14 protein-coding genes and 2 pseudogenes are annotated in these 18,977 nt (G+C 48.0%); 5 read left to right on the top strand and 11 right to left on the bottom strand.

What is annotated here, in order from left to right:
* Positions 1 to 144: 144 nt before the first annotated feature.
* Complete coding sequence (locus AC4IFB_RS11195) at positions 145 to 1,056, bottom strand: LysR family transcriptional regulator (protein ID WP_490780211.1); 912 nt, start codon at positions 1,054 to 1,056, stop codon at positions 145 to 147.
* A 104-nt stretch (positions 1,057 to 1,160) separates the two neighbouring features.
* On the opposite strand from AC4IFB_RS11195, the gene metE reads away from it, so the two are divergent.
* Positions 1,161 to 3,458 carry a 5-methyltetrahydropteroyltriglutamate--homocysteine S-methyltransferase gene (gene metE, locus AC4IFB_RS11190; protein ID WP_490780210.1) on the top strand — a complete coding sequence of 766 codons (2,298 nt, stop codon included), beginning with the start codon at positions 1,161 to 1,163 and terminating at the stop codon, positions 3,456 to 3,458.
* Between the two features lie 540 nt (positions 3,459 to 3,998).
* Here the strand turns inward: metE and AC4IFB_RS11185 are convergent.
* The 3 genes from AC4IFB_RS11185 to AC4IFB_RS11175 are packed head-to-tail and all read right to left on the bottom strand — an operon-like array spanning position 3,999 to position 5,857.
* A complete protein-coding gene (locus tag AC4IFB_RS11185) occupies positions 3,999 to 4,349 on the bottom strand; it encodes a DUF6488 family protein (protein WP_490780209.1) in 351 nt (116 codons plus the stop codon).
* Between the two features lie 12 nt (positions 4,350 to 4,361).
* Positions 4,362 to 5,549 carry a HupE/UreJ family protein gene (locus tag AC4IFB_RS11180; RefSeq protein ID WP_490780208.1) on the bottom strand — a complete coding sequence of 396 codons (1,188 nt, stop codon included), beginning with the start codon at positions 5,547 to 5,549 and terminating at the stop codon, positions 4,362 to 4,364.
* The gene (locus tag AC4IFB_RS11175; protein WP_490780207.1) at positions 5,546 to 5,857 is read right to left on the bottom strand and encodes a DUF3240 family protein; all 312 of its coding nucleotides are present in this window, start codon (positions 5,855 to 5,857) and stop codon (positions 5,546 to 5,548) included. Before AC4IFB_RS11175 ends, AC4IFB_RS11180 begins: the two co-directional genes overlap by 4 nt.
* A 684-nt stretch (positions 5,858 to 6,541) precedes the next feature.
* Between AC4IFB_RS11175 and dmeF the strand changes: the two genes are divergently transcribed.
* The gene (dmeF, locus tag AC4IFB_RS11170; protein ID WP_490780206.1) at positions 6,542 to 7,465 is read left to right on the top strand and encodes a CDF family Co(II)/Ni(II) efflux transporter DmeF; all 924 of its coding nucleotides are present in this window, start codon (positions 6,542 to 6,544) and stop codon (positions 7,463 to 7,465) included.
* Between the two features lie 394 nt (positions 7,466 to 7,859).
* Here the strand turns inward: dmeF and AC4IFB_RS11165 are convergent.
* The 4 genes and pseudogenes from AC4IFB_RS11165 to AC4IFB_RS11150 all read right to left on the bottom strand — a co-directional run.
* Positions 7,860 to 7,991 (bottom strand): annotated as a pseudogene (locus tag AC4IFB_RS11165) (transposase); the annotation flags it as partial.
* A gap of 137 nt (positions 7,992 to 8,128) precedes the next feature.
* Positions 8,129 to 8,305, bottom strand: a pseudogene (locus tag AC4IFB_RS11160) (transposase); the annotation flags it as partial.
* A gap of 30 nt (positions 8,306 to 8,335) precedes the next feature.
* Positions 8,336 to 8,668, bottom strand: coding sequence for a hypothetical protein (locus AC4IFB_RS11155; RefSeq protein ID WP_490780205.1), 333 nt, complete (start codon positions 8,666 to 8,668; stop codon positions 8,336 to 8,338).
* 66 nt (positions 8,669 to 8,734) lie between these two features.
* Positions 8,735 to 10,543 (bottom strand): hypothetical protein, encoded by a 1,809-nt coding sequence (locus AC4IFB_RS11150; RefSeq protein WP_490780204.1) that lies wholly within the window; start codon positions 10,541 to 10,543, stop codon positions 8,735 to 8,737.
* A 215-nt stretch (positions 10,544 to 10,758) separates the two neighbouring features.
* Between AC4IFB_RS11150 and AC4IFB_RS11145 the strand changes: the two genes are divergently transcribed.
* Positions 10,759 to 11,730: an aldolase catalytic domain-containing protein gene (locus tag AC4IFB_RS11145; RefSeq protein WP_490776191.1), complete on the top strand. Its 972-nt coding sequence runs from the start codon at positions 10,759 to 10,761 to the stop codon at positions 11,728 to 11,730.
* A gap of 31 nt (positions 11,731 to 11,761) precedes the next feature.
* Here AC4IFB_RS11145 and AC4IFB_RS11140 read toward each other — a convergent pair whose 3' ends face one another.
* The 3 genes from AC4IFB_RS11140 to AC4IFB_RS11130 form a co-directional block, all read right to left on the bottom strand.
* Entirely contained in the window at positions 11,762 to 14,896 is a 3,135-nt protein-coding gene (locus AC4IFB_RS11140; protein ID WP_490776192.1) for an efflux RND transporter permease subunit, read from the bottom strand.
* On the bottom strand, positions 14,893 to 15,978 hold the full coding sequence (locus tag AC4IFB_RS11135; RefSeq protein WP_490780203.1) for an efflux RND transporter periplasmic adaptor subunit: 1,086 nt from the start codon (positions 15,976 to 15,978) through the stop codon (positions 14,893 to 14,895). Before AC4IFB_RS11135 ends, AC4IFB_RS11140 begins: the two co-directional genes overlap by 4 nt.
* Positions 15,979 to 16,123: 145 nt before the next feature.
* Positions 16,124 to 16,309 (bottom strand): hypothetical protein, encoded by a 186-nt coding sequence (locus tag AC4IFB_RS11130; RefSeq protein WP_490780202.1) that lies wholly within the window; start codon positions 16,307 to 16,309, stop codon positions 16,124 to 16,126.
* Positions 16,310 to 16,625: 316 nt separating this feature from the next.
* Here AC4IFB_RS11130 and AC4IFB_RS11125 point away from each other — a divergent pair, with 316 nt between their 5' ends.
* Together AC4IFB_RS11125 and AC4IFB_RS11120 are read left to right on the top strand one after the other, a co-directional pair.
* The gene (locus AC4IFB_RS11125; protein WP_490780201.1) at positions 16,626 to 17,408 is read left to right on the top strand and encodes an HAD-IIB family hydrolase; all 783 of its coding nucleotides are present in this window, start codon (positions 16,626 to 16,628) and stop codon (positions 17,406 to 17,408) included.
* Positions 17,408 to 18,619 carry a glycosyltransferase family protein gene (locus tag AC4IFB_RS11120; RefSeq protein ID WP_490776196.1) on the top strand — a complete coding sequence of 404 codons (1,212 nt, stop codon included), beginning with the start codon at positions 17,408 to 17,410 and terminating at the stop codon, positions 18,617 to 18,619. The genes AC4IFB_RS11125 and AC4IFB_RS11120 overlap by 1 nt, the downstream gene beginning before the upstream one ends.
* Positions 18,620 to 18,977: the final 358 nt, after the last annotated feature.

Here is an 18,977-nt window from a genome sequence, read left to right as displayed (position 1 = left end):
CAAACACCCTGGGAATTCGCTTAGGGAGTCTATCCTGGATCTACACCAGAATATCCACCTTCAGATATGAAACGTACGAACAAACATCTCATAACCGACAACAACAATATACCCACTTTGTGCGCAGTTTGACGCTACGTGTACTCACCTGGGCTGGTTAATGACTCGTTCATGAGCATGGGCCTTACCCAAAGCGATGAACTGTTGCTGATAGAGCAGATCTGCATCTTCCGCCCGATATGCTGCGTAGAGTCTGCGTGGCATGCCTTTACGTCCCAGGCGCAGACTCTTCAAAGGCAGCGCGCCGCAGGCACGATCCACCAACCAGTCCGGCATTGCCGTCACACCACGAGACAAGGCCACCAGCTGCAGCATGATTTCAATCGATTCAATCTGTTTGTGTTCAGAGGGTTTGAAACCAGCAGGCCAGAGAAAACCGTTAAGAATATCAAGTCGTTCTGCCTCCACCGGAAAAGTGATCATGGTTTCATCGGCAACCTGTTGCGGGGTAACCCAATCCCGCTCTGACAAAGGATGAGTATCAGGCACCAGGAGTAGCAGCTCATACTCAAACAGGGTCTCATAGACCAAGCCAGGATGATCAACCCGATCGGGGGTTATAAGCATATCGATATGAAAATTGAGCACCCCTTCGAAACCACTGAACCGGAATCGCTGAAAGATATCCACATCCACCTCTGGGTTCGATTTCAGATAGGCCGCGATGACACCGGTAAGCCACTCATAACAGGGGTAACACTCCACCCCAAGACGCAACACACCCCGCTTCCCTTGCGCATAGGCCTTCAGAGTACGCTCACTCTGTTGCAGTAAGGGCAGAATCTTCTCTGAGGTCTCAAGCAGCAGGCTGCCAGCTCTGGTCAGGCGCAACCTTCGTCCCTCTTTAACCCAGATCTCCACCCCCAATTTCTTTTCAAGGTAGCGTATCTGGTGAGACAGAGCTGATTGGCTCAAGCAGAGCGCATTGGCGGCTTTGGTCAATGTTCCATGTTGCTGTAGAGCAGAGACGATTCTGAGATGGGCAAGGTCGATCATATATGTAATTTATTCATAGGTTCAGCAATAATCATCATTATATCTTCATAGTTTGCAGATCTAAAATCTCTCACCTTAAACTCATTGGAAAAAGGTTAGGGATCATGGCAACTACTCACAATCTGGGACTCCCCCGCATCGGCGACAAGCGACAACTCAAATTCAGCCTGGAGGCCTACTGGAAAGGGGATATTGGCGCTGATGAATTGGCATCCACTGCTCAGCAGATCCGCGCAGAAAATCAGCGGCTTCAAAAGCAGCTGCACTGGCGCAGTGTCGGGGACTTCTCGCTCTATGACCACATCCTCGATACCAGCGTCATGCTGGGAAATCTGCCTCCCCGATTCAGGCAGGAGGAGTCACTCACCCCACTGGATCGCTACTTCCAGGCAGCCAGAGGTCGTTCAACAGATGAGAGCGCCCCCCTGTCAGCAGTTGAAATGACCAAGTGGTTCGATACCAACTACCACTATCTGGTACCCGAATTCAGTCGAGAAACTCGCTTCGAACTGAATAGCGACACTCTATTGCAGCAGATCAAAGAGGCGGAAGGGAGCAACATCAAACCGGTTATTATCGGCCCAGTCACCTATCTGTGGCTTGGTAAATCAAAAGATGGCAGTGATCCTCTCGACCTGCTTGAGCAGATTATGCCTGTTTATGAACAACTCCTGACACAGTTGTCGCAAGCGGGTATCGAATGGCTTCAGATCGATGAACCCATCCTGGTGACCGAACTGGATCAAGCCTGGCGACACGCTTTAAGAAAAAGCTACTATCGATTGCAGAGCCAACCAATAAAGCTGTTATTGGCCACCTACTTCGGCAGCTTGAAAGAGAACCTGCAACTGGCTTGTGAACTTCCTGTAGAAGGCCTGCATATCGATACCACCAGAGCCAGGGAAGAGGTTGAAAAGGTCATCGACTGGCTACCAAAACATAAGATAGTCTCACTGGGGATAATCGACGGCCGCAACATATGGAAGAGCAACCTCAACGCACTGCTTGATTGGCTCGAACCTATTCATCAACGTCTCTCTGAAAGACTCTGGCTGGCACCCTCCTGTTCATTGCTGCACGTACCTGTAGATCTCGACAGCGAAACAGATCTTGATGCCGGGATAAAAACCTGGTTGAGCTTTGCCGTACAGAAACTGTTTGAGCTGGAGGTTCTCGCAACTGCACTCAATGAAGGACGGGAAGCCGTTGCTCATACTCTTGATGATAATACCAAAACCCTAAAGGCACGGGCCAGCTCACAGCAGGTCATCCACCCTGAAGTACACCAGAGAGTCGCTCAAATTACTGATGTGATGGGCCAGCGTCACCATGAGTTTGCCATTCGGCAACAAAAGCAGAAACAGAGACTCAATCTACCCATCTTTCCAACCACCACCATCGGCTCGTTTCCTCAGACGAAGGAGATTCGCCAGCTCAGGCAGGACTATAGGGTGGGCAAACTATCCCAGGATAAATATCGTGCCGCGATGGAGCAGGAGATCGCCCACTGCATACGACAACAGGAGAATATAGGTCTGGATGTATTGGTCCATGGCGAGGCGGAACGCAACGACATGGTGGAATATTTTGCAGAATTTCTATCAGGCTTTGCCTTCACCAGGTTTGGCTGGGTTCAATCCTATGGATCACGCTGCGTGAAACCACCGATTATCTTCGGAGATGTGAAACGACTTGGAGATATCACACTAAACTGGATAGGATTCGCACAATCTCTGACCGATAAACCTGTGAAAGGAATGTTAACTGGCCCGGTCACTATATTGAACTGGTCCTTTGCACGAGACGACCAGCCCCTTGCCGTTACCTGCAACCAGATAGCCCTTGCACTGCGAGATGAAGTTTTGTCTTTGGAAGAGGCGGGAGTCGGGATTATACAGATCGATGAAGCAGCATTCAGGGAAGGGCTTCCTCTTAGACAAAGTGAATGGCAGGGATACCTCGACTGGTCGTTAAAAGCCTTCCGCTTGACCGCGAATGGCGTCAAAGATGAGACACAGATTCATACTCATATGTGTTATTCCGAGTTTAATGAGATCATTGGATCCATTGCAGAAATGGACGCGGATGTAATCACTATTGAAACATCACGCTCTGATATGGAACTTCTTGAAGTCTTTGAAACCTATGAATACCCAAACGAAATAGGGCCAGGCGTCTACGACATACACAGCCCAAACATTCCCAGCACAGAAAGCATTCTCAAATTGATGCGGCTGGCACAGCAACAGATACCTGCAGAAAGAGTTTGGATAAACCCTGATTGCGGTCTAAAAACCCGTCAATGGCAGGAAGTTATCCCAGCCCTGGAAAATATGCAGCAAGCCGCGCGAATCTTACGTGAAGAGTTTACTGTAGGAGACAGACAGGTCTTGGCTAAGTAAAAACACTATTTTTGTAGCAACTCTTTGCTGTAGGCTCAGTTCACAGTAATTTCTCAATAAATGATAAAAAAGCACTACACCGTAGGAAAAGGGCTGAAAAATATCATCAAATGTTTGATGTACACCCTCTCCCGTCAAGGGAGGGGGTATAGTTATATCCCATAGAAAATAGATACGTGCACTGATGACCTTACCAGTGAGCGATGTTTGCTGAGATTTCGGATGCTCGACCTTAGCGATATATAATTAATGAAAGCGGACACCTAGTGCCCCCATCCAGCAAGAAGCGGACATTTTGCAAGCTTATTCTATACTACTGGAAACTACTATGAGCGGTCATTCTGGTATTAATATTAACAGCAGAAATTACTGAAAACCGGACTGATAATCATTAATAAATGGCTATTTTCGGTCCTGTTGAGTTAGACTTAAAGATTGATTTAAGTAGATCAATTTGGTGAGATTATTTTTAAACCCACACCAGCCATCAGTAGTGATTGACTGGCATGGGTTTATGTCATTGAGAAATCTCGATACTAGCTATTTTCCTGTGTAGTTCGCTGCTAAATATCGACCATCAATAGTCAGAAAAACATAAAGCTTTTGTTTGGTGGCATCGTTTACATTTTCATTGTTGAAAGTAACGACCCACTCTGATTGTCCGCCAAACTCTTTTTGTTCAGCGCTTGTAGCTTGTACTGACTTCCAGCTTTCTTCAATTACACCTTGGTTAACCATATTAGAGACAACACGAGTAGCGGTTGCTATGGCTTTTTCCTGAGTTACTGGCCCATGAGAATGACCATGTCCATGATCATGGCCACTTCCAGAAAAAACAGCCATTGGTAGAAAGGTTAGGACTAGGCTCACAATTATTGATTGAATACGCATTTTATATAACTCCTATTTAAAAATTGAGTCGTGAATGGTTTTTGTTGGTTCAATAGCTGGCTCTGGCTTTGCCATTTCCATTACTGAATCTTTAAGCTGATATGTTCCTGCAAGTTTCAATGAAATGGTGACAGGAGACCGTGTATTGTTTTTCCAATACCAGCCATGTGTGCCTGTGAAAGCGGCCGTTAGCTCACCTGTGGCTTCGGTTTTTGTGTCTTTCTCAAAGGTTTGAAAAAAGCCTGTGGTATCACCTGATGGCTCACCATGAAAGTCGTAAAAGAGAGATTCTCCAGCAGTAGCCCATGAATAAAAAAAACGCTTACCTTCGGGAACAAGGATTTTGTATTCCTTATCATCCCTGGCTGGAATATTGATTGTCAGTTCATCTTTCCATTCGACCTTATTGCTCAATTCTTCCCGCGTATTAACTTGTACGGCATTTTTTGTTGATGCTTCTACCATTTGTGCGCTGGCATTTAGCTCAGCAGCATTAGCAACGTGTTCATAGCCATGCATCTGCATCAGGAATAGAAATCCACCCAACAAAATTAAGCTGTAGTTAACAATAATGCTGAATCTCTGGAAAAAATGAGTATGTCTCCAAGCAGCAAGTAATAGCAGCATTCCCGCCAAGGCTGTAATTTGACCAATTTCCACGCCAGCATTAAATGAGATGATGTTCATGAGAAGTTGATCTTCACTCAATGGTAATAACTGCAAGCGGGTCGATAGGCCAAAACCGTGTATAAGCCCCAATGAAAGAATCATGATCATCATATTGGGCGGTCTGACATTCAGGTATTTACGGAAGCCGTCAATGTTGGCAAAGGCGATGTAGCAAACACTTAAAGCGATAATGGCATCAATAAGAAAATAGTTGAGCTGGATCGCGTTAAATGTGGCAAAGATCAGAGTGATACTGTGGCCAACAGTGAAAGCCGTGACATATTTGGCAATATCCCTGAAGTTTGTCAGAAAGAAGATGATGCCAAATACAAATGCCAGATGGTCGTAACCAGATAACATGTGAGTGGCGCCTAACCACAAGTAACTCCAATTACCTCCATCGAGAATGGACTGTTTTTCTGCTTCTGACATGCCATGCGACAGTGCAGTAGCTGAGAACAGTACTAACAGTAAAAAGACTATGAGCAAATATGAATAACTATAAATATTTTTACTATTTTCTACCGTCATAGCAGATGACCTCCTTCTTCAACAGGGGATAACCAGTAGATACCTTGACCGGCGATATTCCCTTCGCTGCTGCGAAGTTTGGTCAAAACCTGGCCTATAAAGGGATCTTCGATGAGAATGTCTACCCTTAATCTGGGGGCCAGTCCTATGGTGGTGTCATGAGCAGATAGATAGTTGTCTGATTCAGACTCGGTGCCATGTCCTTCAACATGGGAGAAAGTAAAACCAGTAATTTGCTCCATTGAACTGAGCTGTTCTGTAAGCTGTTCCTGAGCATTTGTGTGGACGATAAGCGTCAAAACTTTCATTTGGCACTCCAAATAAATTAAGCACAACCAAGCTTGCCAGACTGGGCATTTGATCGGCGTCTTAAGGCATTGTATTCAGCTGAAATAAATTCAGTTGAAAGCTAATTGCTTGATAATTAAAGGGAGTATTTAATTAGGGGGAGCGCGCAGAGGTGGCGTGAAAAAACTTCGGTCGGACAGCGGTAAATCATCCTCACGAATCGGGTGTATCCAAAATATTGGATTAGTCAGGAATATTATTGAGAAGAAACCAGAGATTAGTGCCAGAATCGGTAAAAGGTTAGAAGCATTCTTAGTCTGAACGCTTGTGGTCGGTTCTATCTCTAGTATTGCCCCTTCATGATGATCAGAATGTGATTGGTCTGTGACGAAATGTAAGGGAGCGATAGAATTATGGCCAGATATCTCAGTTTCCGAATGGCCTGAATAATCATGATCAAACGTATGAATATGGAGCTTGACCAATTGAGCCGATAAGAGTGTCAAAGACAGGATGAGCACCCATTTGGCTGAGATTATATTATTTTTGATCGCTGAAAGTAGCATCGACAGAATCTACCAAGATTATCTCTGCCTGGCAAACTGGCAGAAAAACCGCTTTTTTATTAAGTTAATTTACATGTGACTGAGTTAAAATGCATAATTACGCAATGACCTCATAAGCTAAAGTAATCATAGAATATTATGCATGAACATAGTCTAGAAAATTGGCAGCACAACCATGATTTTTCTATAAAGAATGAACATGGGGAGAAACGTACGTTTTATGTCTTAATTCTCACGGCAATCACAATGGTTGTGGAAATTATTGCTGGCAGTGTATTTGGGTCAATGGCGCTTTTGGCTGATGGTTGGCATATGGGCACTCATGTAGCAGCATTCATGATAGCCATCTTTGCCTATCAATATGCTCGAAAACATGCAGACAACCCGGCTTATGCATTTGGTACGGGTAAGGTCAATGTTTTGGGAGGATTTGCTAGTGCTGTTGCTCTTGCAGTCGTTGCTCTGGTCATGCTGATCGAATCTGTACAGCGTATTTATTCGCCTCATGAAATTTTCTTCAATGAAGCAATAGCCGTAGCAACACTAGGGCTGATAGTTAATGTTATTAGCGCTTTTCTTCTCAAAGATGATCACCACCACCATCATCATGGGCATGACGATCATCACCAACATCATCATGATCACAATTTAAGAGCGGCTTATTTACATGTATTGGCTGATGCCTTGACATCTTTACTAGCAATCATTGCATTGGTCTCAGGCAAATATTTTGGCTGGAATTGGCTTGACCCCATGATGGGTATTGTTGGGGCCATTATTATCACTCGCTGGTCTTATGGCCTTCTAAGGGAAACTAGTCCGATCTTGTTAGATGGTAGTATTGATGATGAGTATCAAGCTGCGATCAGGGAAAAAATAGAATCTGATTCAGATAATCGCATTTCTGATATTCATATCTGGAAAGTAAGCCCAAATCATTATGCTGCAATTATTTCGTTAGTTACACATCAACCAAAGGCAACAGAATATTACAAAAACCTACTTTCTGATTTTAGTAAGCTTTCGCATGTGACGATTGAGGTAAATGTTTGTAAAGAGTGAAAGCTTGTCACTATGAACAGTCACTTAGCCTTGACAGCTCCCTAATCAGACACCCACTTTAAATAGATTTGATTTCGGACCCCAGATTCAAGATGGCGGGTTCGACACACCTTAAAGATTAGTTCTATATGATCAAGAAATATGAAGAATGGCCGTGTCTTTAGATTGAAGTACTGTTTTTGAAGGCTGTTTACATATTTGCAGGCGCAACATAACCTCAGCCCTGTATAGCTGATTGATATTTTGGATTTAAAAAGGAAGACTAGCTGAGTAGCTCTACCACAGAACCTAAATTCGGCGTTCGTCGAAACTCAAGTTTGCGACAGGCTGCTTTTAGTGCGTGACTTGCTCCAACTAACCCTTTAAAACGACTTTCAAAATGTTGAGCCATGTAGAGCCAATGTTTGGAATCGATCTGTAGCCTATCGAGAACAGGCGGTTTATGGTCAGGTATGTAACCACGCTTATTATCTAGGATGGCGCGCCCCGTCCAATCAACAAGCTCAAGATAGTCTACAAGACGAAAAGGTACGCCCTTAAGCATATCTTTTCTCGGGTAACCTGCAAAAGGTAGAAGGCCACTGGGAGTATTTATTTCTTTATCACTATCAAAATTTTTTTGAATAGATGGGTACGCTCTTTGATGGAGGTATATTCAGACTACTCAGGTGTTTCAGCCAACCCTGCACGAATCGGGTTGAGATCTACATAGGCCATGCAGGCAGCGAGGGCCTTCTCATCTAACAGCACCTGTGATTTATAGCGCCCCACCCAGAAGCGACCTGTACAGCTATCATCTTTATTGGCCATGCGTGCAATTGGCTCATTAAGACAGCGCATAAGTCAGCTGATGTTGTGAAGCCTTGTGCGCTATATAGTCAGTAATTCAGAAACCATATCGCGTTCTGCTTGTGTAATAGGTTCTTTGCTCAGTGTCGCGTTCCAGACATCGAAGGGACTGAGATAGAGATTGATATTCAGCAGGTCGGCTGCCGTTCGGGAATCAACGATACGCACCCGTACCGCTTTGAACATTGCGGTGGTGTTGGTTACCGTGAAATTGCTAATGAAGTTATTGTTGACGGTGTAGTAAGGCAGCAAGGCCACCTGCCCTTTCCGGTCATGGTTGATATGAGCCGCATTGGCTAGTGTGCCAACTACCATGAGAAAAAGCAGGATGCCCGATTGATATCCCTTGAGCATGAAAATAATTCCTTTAAGTTACGAACCTACTTAACCATATCTTAAGATAGAAGGTTTTTATGCATTTTAATCACGATTAACCGCACGAATAAATTCGATGATTTCACCAACTGAGTTGGAATTAATCTCACTTGATATCGCTGTAAAGCCTATTACCGGCACGCCACTCCAAGTGTTATTCACGTCCAAGCCCAATCCGCCAACCGGTTCGGTCAGTGCTACTATGCCTTGGTTGATTTCATAGTTGTAGACAGAACTAAAGTCAAATGTCATCCAACCTGAATCAAAGCCCACATCAAGATTCAATGGTAGACCATTTACGCTGGGTGTTCCGAACAATGATGAGGGCACATTAATCGCAGAGACAACTTGATTAGTATTAACACTGTCTTCCAATACGAAAGTAAATACATATAGATCATCAGCAGGTATTGGACTAAATAATGGAGTATCATCACTTAACATCCGTGACGTACCCTCTTCATAATCGTAATAGGTGATATGCATCTGAGTATCACCGATAACATCACCCCGAGAGTCAACAAACACTTCAAAACCACTATTTTCACAGTGTGCGCCATTTGCAGTATGAGGATAATCCTCAACTCTAACACCCAACGATGGCAGAAACACTGCTTGACCGTCATCAATCCCATCGCTCAAACTCCCTACACAAGCCTCTCTTTCCGGATCAGCCTGATTGGTTAGCGTGCCACCGTTGAAGATGGAATGTTTACGCATTGGAAAGGTAAAAACTATATCTGTCTGCCCACTAAGATTGCTCTCTACAAAATAGGGCGAGGAGAGACTCTCTGCACTAAGGACAGCAGCAATAGGCAGGGGATTTGATCCCATCGGTACTGACGGTTTAGGCGAGATATCCTGCAGCGCACCGGTGTCGTACTCAGTCAGCGGCATGGTATCCCCCTTCATAGCCTCCCCGACAGCATTGGTGATATAGGCCTCACGAACATCACCCGATGCCAATGACGGCAGACGATAGTGCACTGGATCATCAGGGAGGTAGTGTTGGGCTACAGTGGTATAGCGATCGATATGGGTAGCCTCCTGCACAAAGGCTTTGCCATTGGCCACATCGATTAAAATTCCATAGGCATTGATGCCACCACTTGGTGCCACCAGACCTGCATTGTGGTTGTTGTCATAAGGCAACGCCGAACTGCCAGCATCTTCAGCGATCCCTTCTGCACTCATGTTACCGGCTTCAAAACCATTAATATTATCTACACTGGCACTACCGGCTGCCCAGGCACCCGCTACAACAGAACAATCAGCTGGCATGCCTGCAGCATCGTGAAGCAGACCAACTTTAATGGAACGATCGCCACTGCTTATCACACCATCAGCAACGCCATCCGCATCAATTTCAGCTTCATTATCACCATCCTCTGCTCCCAAAACACCATCAGCAATGTCGCCCATTTCAATGATCTCAATGTAACCTTCGGTAAGATCGTCATCAGTTGTTGCAGCATAGGGGTTTTGAAATGCAATGCCCGCCTGTAGCTCAGATTTTTCCGGGTAGGTGCAACTCTCATCCTCTGTGATCAGATTCGGCAGTCCGCTAAGCGGGTCTTTTCTCAGTGTCGCGTTCCAGACATCGAAGGGACTGAGATAGAGATTGATATTCAGCAGGTCGGCCGCCGTTCGGGAATCAACGATGCGCACCCGTACCGCTTTAAAAAATTCAGTGGTGTTGGTTACCGTGAAGTTGCTAATGAAGTTATTGTTGACGGTGTAGTAAGGCAGCAAGGCCACCTGCCCTTTCCGGTCATGGTTGATATGAGCCGCATTGGCTAGTGTGCCAACTACCATGAGAAAAAGCAGGATGCCTGATTGATATCCCTTCAACATGAAAATAACTCCTTTAAATCACGAATCTGCTTGACCATATCTTAACTTAATAAAACTACAATCAATTATTTTCTTTCTCCCTCTGGAATCAGATCCAGGCAGACTACGTGCGACTCAGCATAAATTAATACTCACTATTGAAGCACCAACCATGGCCCACCCCGACTCTATCAGCTAGAATCGGTTATTTAAATGCGTCCCCGAGGAAATCCAACGTGTTCCGCAAAGAGCTTAAAGTCCTGGACTGCACCATTCGCGATGGTGGCCTGATCAACAACTACCACTTCACTGACGACTTCGTGAAAGCGGTCTACCGAGCGGCCTGCGATTCTGGGGTGGATGTCATTGAGCTGGGCAAGAAGCTGATGGTCAGCGAAGACTACACCCGTGAAGCCTATGGCAAATGGAATTTCTGTGATGACGATGACCTGAAAATGGTCATCGATTCGCACGAGTGTGAAAACCCTCCATTGGTGGCAGTGATGTTCGATATCGGCCGGGTCGACATCAACAGTCTGCAACCCAGAGAGCAGAGCCCCTTCGATATGGCCCGGGTCGCCTGTTACGTTCCAGACATCGATAAAGGCCTGGATCTGATCAAGCGCTCCAAAGACCTTGGCTACGAAACCACCATCAATATCATGGCCTGCTCAGCGGCAATTCGAACCGATCTGATCGAGGCCCTCAACCAAGTGGAGGAGACCCCGGAACTCGACTATCTCTACCTTGTTGACAGCTATGGTGCCTTCTACTCGGAACAGGTCACTGACTATCTTGAGCTCTATAAGAAATATGCACCAAGCAAAGAGCTTGGCTTCCATGCCCATAACAATCAGCAACTCGCCTTCGCCAATACCCAGCAGGCGATCATTGATGGCGTAAACCTGCTTGATGCCACAATTAATGGTATTGGGCGCGGTGCTGGCAACTGCAACCTGGAGCTGCTGCTCAATTTTCTGAAGAATCCTAAATTCGATGTGCGGCCCATCTACAAGGCCATTCAGGAAGATTTTGTGCCTTTGCGTAAAGAGATCGAGTGGGGCTTCAATGATATCTATGGCATCAGTGGCCACCTCAATCAGCACCCCCGCTCTGCGATGAAGTGTCGTGCCAATGAGAAAGTACGGGATCTCTGCTACGACTTCCTGGTCGAATCGAGCAAACTCGATGAAGGGGTCATCTCTTAAAACGCTCAACACGATGCGTTTTTTAGATGCGTCAGGTGGAGTCGGTTGATCGGGCCCTATCCGGATGTTGCTGCAGTTCAGCCTGCAGTTGTTGCGTCAGCTGCAATGGAGAACTGGCGTGTCTGGCCAGCAGATGGTAGGCAGCAGGAACAATGTAGAGGGTAAAGAGTGTGGCGGCTATGACACCTGCCAGGATAACGGTGCCGATAACCAGTCGGGTTTCAGAACCGGCTCCGGTTGAGATCAGCAGTGGCAATGACCCTGCTGCCGTAGTGATACCTGTCATAAGAATTGGACGAAAACGCACTTCAGCAGCTTCAAACAGAGCCTCATCGAAACTGCGCCCCCTGTCCCTCAACTGGTTGGCAAACTCAACAATCAGGATACCGTTCTTTGCAGCCAGACCAACCAACATGATCAGTCCGATCTGACTGTAGATATTGAGACTCTGATCTGTCAGGTAGAGCCCAAGCAATGCCCCTGCCATTGCCAGGGGGACTGTCAACATGATCACCAGAGGGTGAACCCAGCTCTCAAATTGGGCAGCAAGCACCAGATAGACCACTACCACACCAAGAATCAATACAAACAATACCGACCCACCCGCACCTTTGTAGTCCCGGGACTGCCCCTTGTAGTCAATCACTGCATGAGCAGGCAAGTGCTCACTTACCAGATCTTCCAGATAACCCAGCGCATCACCCAGGGCCAAACCATCTTTCAGGTTGGCTTCGATGGTAATCGCTCTGACCCGGTTGTATCGGTTGAGTTTGATAGAGTCTGCTATCTCTTGCAGGCTGACCAGATTAGAGAGTTGAACCAGCTCTCCATCATTAGCGGATCGTACATAGAGGTGACTCAGGTCACTGGGGGTCTGTTGATCCTTTCGGTCACCTTCGAGGATCACGTCATACTCCTCACCCTCTTCAATGTAGGTCGTCACCCGGCGTGAACCCAACATAGTCTCCAGGGTTCGACCTATGCTCTCTATGGTTACGCCGAGTTGCGCAGCCCGATCATAATCAATTATCACTTTAAGCTGGGGCTTGGTCTCTTTATAGTCCCAATCTATACCCTGCAATCCTGGATTACTGTTCTCAATCTCTGCCAGCAGAATATCCCGCCATTTGGCCAACTCTTCATAGGTACCACCACCAATAACGAATTGGATCGGTTTCTGAATGCGTCGCCCAAACCCTTGCCGCATCACCGGGAATGCTTTCACCCCTGGTAGATCAGAGAGCTTTTTACGTAACTCGGCCATGATCTCCCAGGCAGAGCGACGTGCCCCCCAATCACTCAACACATTGATAACGATACCGCTGTTGAAGATGGCGAAATTACTGAAGGTTCTTGGCGCCCGCACCAGTAATCTTGTGATCTCTCCAGATTCAACATAGGGCATCATGCGCCGCTCGATCTCGTCCATATAGCTCTTCATATAGTCATATGAAGCGCCTTCAGGACCATTTACCAATAGGTAGAAAGCGCCGCGGTCCTCTTTTGGGGCGTACTCATCAGGGATCTGATCAAATAACCAATAGGCACCGCCCAAAGTCACTGCAAACAACAGAACCACCAACCAGAGGCGCTTCATTATCCACCCCAGAGTGGCTATATAAAAACGACGGAGTTGCTTAAACAGACCATCCACACGCCGGCTAAGCCAATTTCTCTCATCATCCCCCTGGGGCAGTATCTGAGAAGCCAGCATCGGCGAAAGTGAGAGGGCCACCAGACTGGAGAAGATCACTGCCGCCGCCATGGTGATGGCAAATTCCGAGAAGAGGCGGCCTATATCCCCACCAAGAAATGCGATCGGGGTAAAAACTGCAACCAGCACCAAAGTGGTAGAGATCACGGCGAAGGCAACCTGCCGCGCACCACGAAACGAAGCGACAAGACGACTCTCCTGATAGCTCTCCATTCGACGATGAATGTTCTCCAGCATCACAATCGCATCATCAACAACCAACCCTATCGCAAGAACCAACGCCAGCAAGGTGAGGATATTGATGGTAAATCCAAACGCCAGTAAAACCAGGAAGGTCGCAACAAGCGAGACAGGGACTGCCACCGCAGGTACGATCATCGCCCGCAGACTTCCGAGAAACAGAAAGATCACCGTAACCACCAGTGCGATGGCGATGAAAAGCGTTTTATAGACCTCGTCGATGGCCTCTTTGATGAACACCGAACTATCAAAACTCTGTTTGATCTCCATGCCCTCCGGCAGGGATTGATTGACTCTGATTCGCTCAGCTTTTGCCGCTTCCGCTACCGTCAAGGTATTCGCTGTGGACTGCTTGATTATCCCTATACCCACCATCGGCACCCCATTGCCACGAAAGAAGGTACGCGTCTCCTCCGCCCCCTTTTCCACCCTGGCCACCTCACCAAGCCTGACTAAATAACCATCATCGCCTCGAGCCAGCGCCAGTTGCGCGAAATCCTCTTCGGTATGAAAACTTCGATCCACCCGCACAGTGAAAGCACGATCAACAGAATCGATACTGCCTGCTGGCAACTCCAGATTACCACTACGTAACGCCTGCTCTACATCAACTACGGTCAATCCCCTGGCAGCCAGCGCCTGTCGGTCGATCCAGACCCGCATGGCGAAGGTCTGCCCGCCGCCAACCCGCACCCGGGCAACCCCATCGAGCACCGAAAACCGATCCACCAGATAGCGCCGGGCATAATCGGAAAGTTCAGGCACTGTCATCCGCTCACTCACCAGATTGAGCCACATGATGACCTCTTCATTGGTGTCGACTTTCTGGATCTCAGGTGGGTCGGCTTCCAATGGCAGGTTATCGAGGATCGCCGACACCCTGTCCCGAACATCGTTGGCTGCAGAGTCGATATCCCGTCCTATGTCGAACTCGATGGTCACCACTGAACGGCCATCTTCACTGACTGAGGAGGTAAATCGAATCCCTTCGATACCGGATATACGATCCTCGATCAATTGCGTAATCCGTGTCTCGACCACATTCGCTGCAGCGCCAGGATAGATAGTCTCCACTGAGACCACCGGGGAGTCGATATTGGGATACTCTCTCAAAGGGAGCTGATTGAAGGCCACCAAACCGAAGGCAATCAGCAGCAGTGAGATGACTGCTGCGAAGACCGGCCTTTTGACTGAGAGATCAGAGAGGATCATTTGCGACCCGGTATTTTACTGAGCTGAGGTTTCAACATCATCTCGACGCTCTTAGAGCCATCATCAACACTTTTGATGCGCACTAGGCCATCCACCTTCGCCTTATCTGTGCCATGGGTTATCACCCGATCCCCAGGCTTTAATCCCTCGATCACCTCCACCTCTCCCGGTCGGCGTGAACCTATTTTGATCTCAACTTTTGAAACCCTGTTCTCTTCACCATTGACTGTAAGCACGAACTGTTTTCTGCCTTTTGGCATCAGTGCCGACTCAGGAATCAGCAGTGCCCGACGGGGGTTGTAAAGTAACTCCACTGTCATCAACATGCCCGGCTTCAGCTTACTGCTCGTGTTGGGCAACATCGCCCTTACAATGATTGAACGATTTACTGGATCGACCCGGCTATCGACCACTTTCACACGCCCCTCGAAAACCTCATCCGAATAGGCTCGGGTATGGGCTCGAATCGCTAATCCCGGCAGCAGCTGTGCGAGATAGGATGAGGGTACGGCAAACTCCAGCTTCATTACCTGGTCATCATCCAGAGTAGTGATGGTATCGCCAGGCTCAACCAAGGCACCAACGCTGATATTACGCAATCCAACCACCCCGGAAAACGGCGCTTTGATCACCCTATCGGACAAACGGGACTCTATCGCAGCCAGTCTTGCCCTGGCGGTGTCCTGCTCCCGGCGTCGCTGATCGAGTAGAGATTGAGCCTCTATCCCTCGTGACTGGAGACTCTTTACCCGAGTGAACTGTTGCCTGGCCTCCTCCAGGTTGGCCCGCGCCTCTTCCAGCAACGCATGCTCTTCACGACTGGTCATCTCTACGATCACCTGCCCCTTGGTAACCCTCTCTCCATCATCGAAATGGAGTGCTGTCACCGATTCGGCAACATTCACAGTCAGCTCTACTGACTCGTTCGCTTTGAGTGTACCCAGAGCCTCTATGCGTTGCACAAAGTCATCTTCCTTCGCTTCTGACACGATCACCCAGGGCGCTGGCTTATCTTCAGCAAGGATTATTGGGCTAACCAGGAAGAGCAGTAGTGAAAACATACTGGTATTGAATAGTGGCATGTCGCTTCCGCTCTCCTTTACTCACAAATGTGGTGCATGGGGGCAGCCCATTTTTTGCCCTAGGGCACTATAGAATGGTGAACTAAAGATATAAGCGCACTATTTTAGTGCGCAACAGATCAAGTTGCAGCCAGTGAACGCCCTGTTATGAACCTTTTTTCTTACGAGGTGTGTCTGAGTAGAGTTTTTTAGGCTCACTATGTTCCATCACAACCCTTCCGTCGGAAAATGCAGGATGACAATTTCCATACAACCTGTCCAGCCTGATCAGAGCTGCATCCGACTCTCCTTTAGTGAAGCCGTAATAGCCACTGAAATAGTGATGAATCACAGCTTGCTCCCTCACTACAGACACTTTGGCATAGAATCTGCTCTATCGGGTTCTAACTTAATAACAGCCAGTTAAAGACTTTGAACATAGCGACACAACAAATTGCAGTAACTGATTTCAATCCCATGTCATCCATTTCAATTCTCTTCTCCTCCATCTCTGAGTGCTAATCGATCCATGCAAATTTTTGTTTCAAACTGCCGTAAGTCATTCAATTTTACCGGTTTAGCGGTATGCTGAACGGTCAACACCTGGCGTTTTGGCAGATCAATGACCAACCGGGCTACTCACAACAACACGAAAAAGATGTAGAGAAATGATGAACGGATGGCTGATCTTTACCGACCTGGACGGCACACTGCTGGATCATAACAGCTATGATTACACTCCAGCCCTGCCGGCACTTCAGCGACTGAAAGAACATAAGGTTCCAGTCATTCCAACCTCAAGCAAGACCCATGCAGAGCTGAAGGTGTTTTTGCAACAACTTGAACTGGATGGCCCGATGGTAGCGGAGAACGGGGCGGTGATCATCTACCCTGACGAAGAGCCTCAGATCGCACCGCCAGGTTACCTGATGATGAGGGACTATCTGGTCGATTGTCGTGCCAACCCCGAGTATGACTTCATAGGCTTTGGTGACATGAGTCTGGAAGATGTCATTGAGGCGACAGGACTGGATAGAGCATCGGCAGAACTCGCCATGCAAAGGCTGGCATCAGAACCGATGATCTGGCGAGGTAGCGAAGAGAGCCTGAACAAGTTCAAACGTAAGACCCGCAAGGCTGGATTCAGGCTACTACAAGGTGGACGCTTTCTTCATCTGTTGAGCGATACTGATAAGGGCCACGCAGTGAAGCATGTAATGAATCACCTGATGACCAAAGGCAAAAGAATAGATCGAACCATCGCTCTAGGAGATAGTGACAACGACCGGGATATGTTGCTTGCTGTAGACATCCCGATCATTGTTCGCAAGCATGACGGCAGCCATATGACACTTCCACAACGGCCCGATGCCAAGATAACCGACCAACCGGGTCCGACCGGCTGGAACCAGGCCATTATGGGCCTGATACAACAATATGAGGATAGATAATGGCTGACTTTTTCCAACATGGGGATATCACGACATTACACAAACTGACCAATCGTCCTCTGGAGGATATGGAACAGGAACTAAAAACATTCTCACTGAAGAAACCCATAGGCCTGGTTCTTCCCAGCCTGTTTTCAGAGCTTACCGGACCAGCCCTGAACCACATAGTCGATGAGCTGCAACACGCCACCTACATATCCCATATCATTATCGGCCTCGACCGGGCCAGTGAATCAGAATTCAAACAAGCCCAGGAGTTTTTTGCCCGACTCCCCCAGCAAACCCACCTGCTTTGGCAGGATGGGCCTCGACTGCGAAGCCTCGATGCAGAACTGCAGGAACGGGAACTATCCCCACCGGAGCCGGGAAAGGGTCGCAATGTCTGGTTCTGCCTGGGATATGCCTTGGCCATCGAGGAGCTGCAGGCCATCGGTCTGCACGACTGCGATATCGTCACCTACTCACGGGAGTTGCCTGCCCGCTTACTCTATCCACTGGCCCACCCCAACTTCAGTTTTGAATATGCCAAGGGCTACTATGCCCGAGTCAACGAGGACAAACTCAGCGGCCGAGTTACCCGGTTATTCGTCACCCCCATGCTGCGCGCTCTGAGACTGATGGTCGGCCCACTCGACTATCTGAAGTATATGGACAGCTTCCGCTATCCACTCTCCGGAGAGTTTGCCATGAGCCGGGATCTCGCATCCCAGGTACGCATACCCAGCGACTGGGGACTTGAGGTTGGCTTGCTATCAGAGGTCTACCGGAATATCTCTTACCACCAGATCTGTCAGGTCGATATAGCCGACCAATATGACCACAAACATCAGGATCTATCTGCAGAAGACCGCGCAGGTGGTCTCGCAAAAATGAGTCGGGACATCGCAAAATCCTTCTATCGAAAACTGGCGACCGAGGGCATCCAGATGAACCAGGCCTTCTTTCGTAGCCTCAAGGCAGCCTATCTACGTAAAGCCCTCGATATGGTGGAGATGTACTACCACGATGCCAAGATCAACGCCCTGACCTTCAACCGCCATGCGGAAGAGGAGGCGATCGAAGTCTTTCAGCAGAGTATCGTGGAAGCGGGACAGGCGTTTCTCGACAACCCACTGGAAGCCCCGTTTATACCGAACTGGAAAAGGGTACTCTCCGCCATGCCCGATTTCACCTCCCGACTCTATCAAGCGGTGGCTGAGGACAATCGCTAAGACTAGTGCCACCAAAAGCCATGTTAAGACGTAGGGTGCGGCAGGGCCGCATCCTACGCTCTGGTTAAATGCGACTTGCCTTGCACCAGTAGCCGCCTTGATTGGTGGGGCATGGCCCCACCCTACCCCACAACACCCAGCTATTTGTAGGGTGCGGCCCTGCCGCACCATCCAGGGTAAGGATTCGCAAAAAAACCAGCTACTTGGATCATTACCCGCTGTGTCAGTAAAGCCTTTCGCCAGGTGGTTTTCGTTTCAGTCGAAGATGGTGCGGCAGGGCCGCACCCTACGCTCTGGTTAAGTGCGACTTGCCTTGCTCCAGTAGCTGCCTTGAATGGTGGGGCATGGCCCCACCCTA

The sequence above is a fragment of the Candidatus Thiodiazotropha sp. AKIB8 genome, from assembly GCF_058244675.1.
The sequence above is the reverse complement of the archived record's forward strand: the minus strand, read 5'-3'. Positions and strand labels throughout refer to the sequence as shown.

Bases quoted from the DNA above. Each gene is read 5' to 3' on its own strand.
- AC4IFB_RS11195 (WP_490780211.1), bottom strand. From the start codon at position 1,056: ATGATCGACCTTGCCCATCTCAGAATCGTCTCTGCTCTACAGCAACAT.
- metE (WP_490780210.1), top strand. From the start codon at position 1,161: ATGGCAACTACTCACAATCTGGGACTCCCCCGCATCGGCGACAAGCGA.
- AC4IFB_RS11185 (WP_490780209.1), bottom strand. From the start codon at position 4,349: ATGCGTATTCAATCAATAATTGTGAGCCTAGTCCTAACCTTTCTACCA.
- AC4IFB_RS11180 (WP_490780208.1), bottom strand. From the start codon at position 5,549: ATGACGGTAGAAAATAGTAAAAATATTTATAGTTATTCATATTTGCTC.
- AC4IFB_RS11175 (WP_490780207.1), bottom strand. From the start codon at position 5,857: ATGAAAGTTTTGACGCTTATCGTCCACACAAATGCTCAGGAACAGCTT.
- dmeF (WP_490780206.1), top strand. From the start codon at position 6,542: ATGCATGAACATAGTCTAGAAAATTGGCAGCACAACCATGATTTTTCT.
- AC4IFB_RS11155 (WP_490780205.1), bottom strand. From the start codon at position 8,668: ATGCTCAAGGGATATCAATCGGGCATCCTGCTTTTTCTCATGGTAGTT.
- AC4IFB_RS11150 (WP_490780204.1), bottom strand. From the start codon at position 10,543: ATGTTGAAGGGATATCAATCAGGCATCCTGCTTTTTCTCATGGTAGTT.
- AC4IFB_RS11140 (WP_490776192.1), bottom strand. From the start codon at position 14,896: ATGATCCTCTCTGATCTCTCAGTCAAAAGGCCGGTCTTCGCAGCAGTC.
- AC4IFB_RS11135 (WP_490780203.1), bottom strand. From the start codon at position 15,978: ATGCCACTATTCAATACCAGTATGTTTTCACTACTGCTCTTCCTGGTT.
- AC4IFB_RS11125 (WP_490780201.1), top strand. From the start codon at position 16,626: ATGATGAACGGATGGCTGATCTTTACCGACCTGGACGGCACACTGCTG.
- AC4IFB_RS11120 (WP_490776196.1), top strand. From the start codon at position 17,408: ATGGCTGACTTTTTCCAACATGGGGATATCACGACATTACACAAACTG.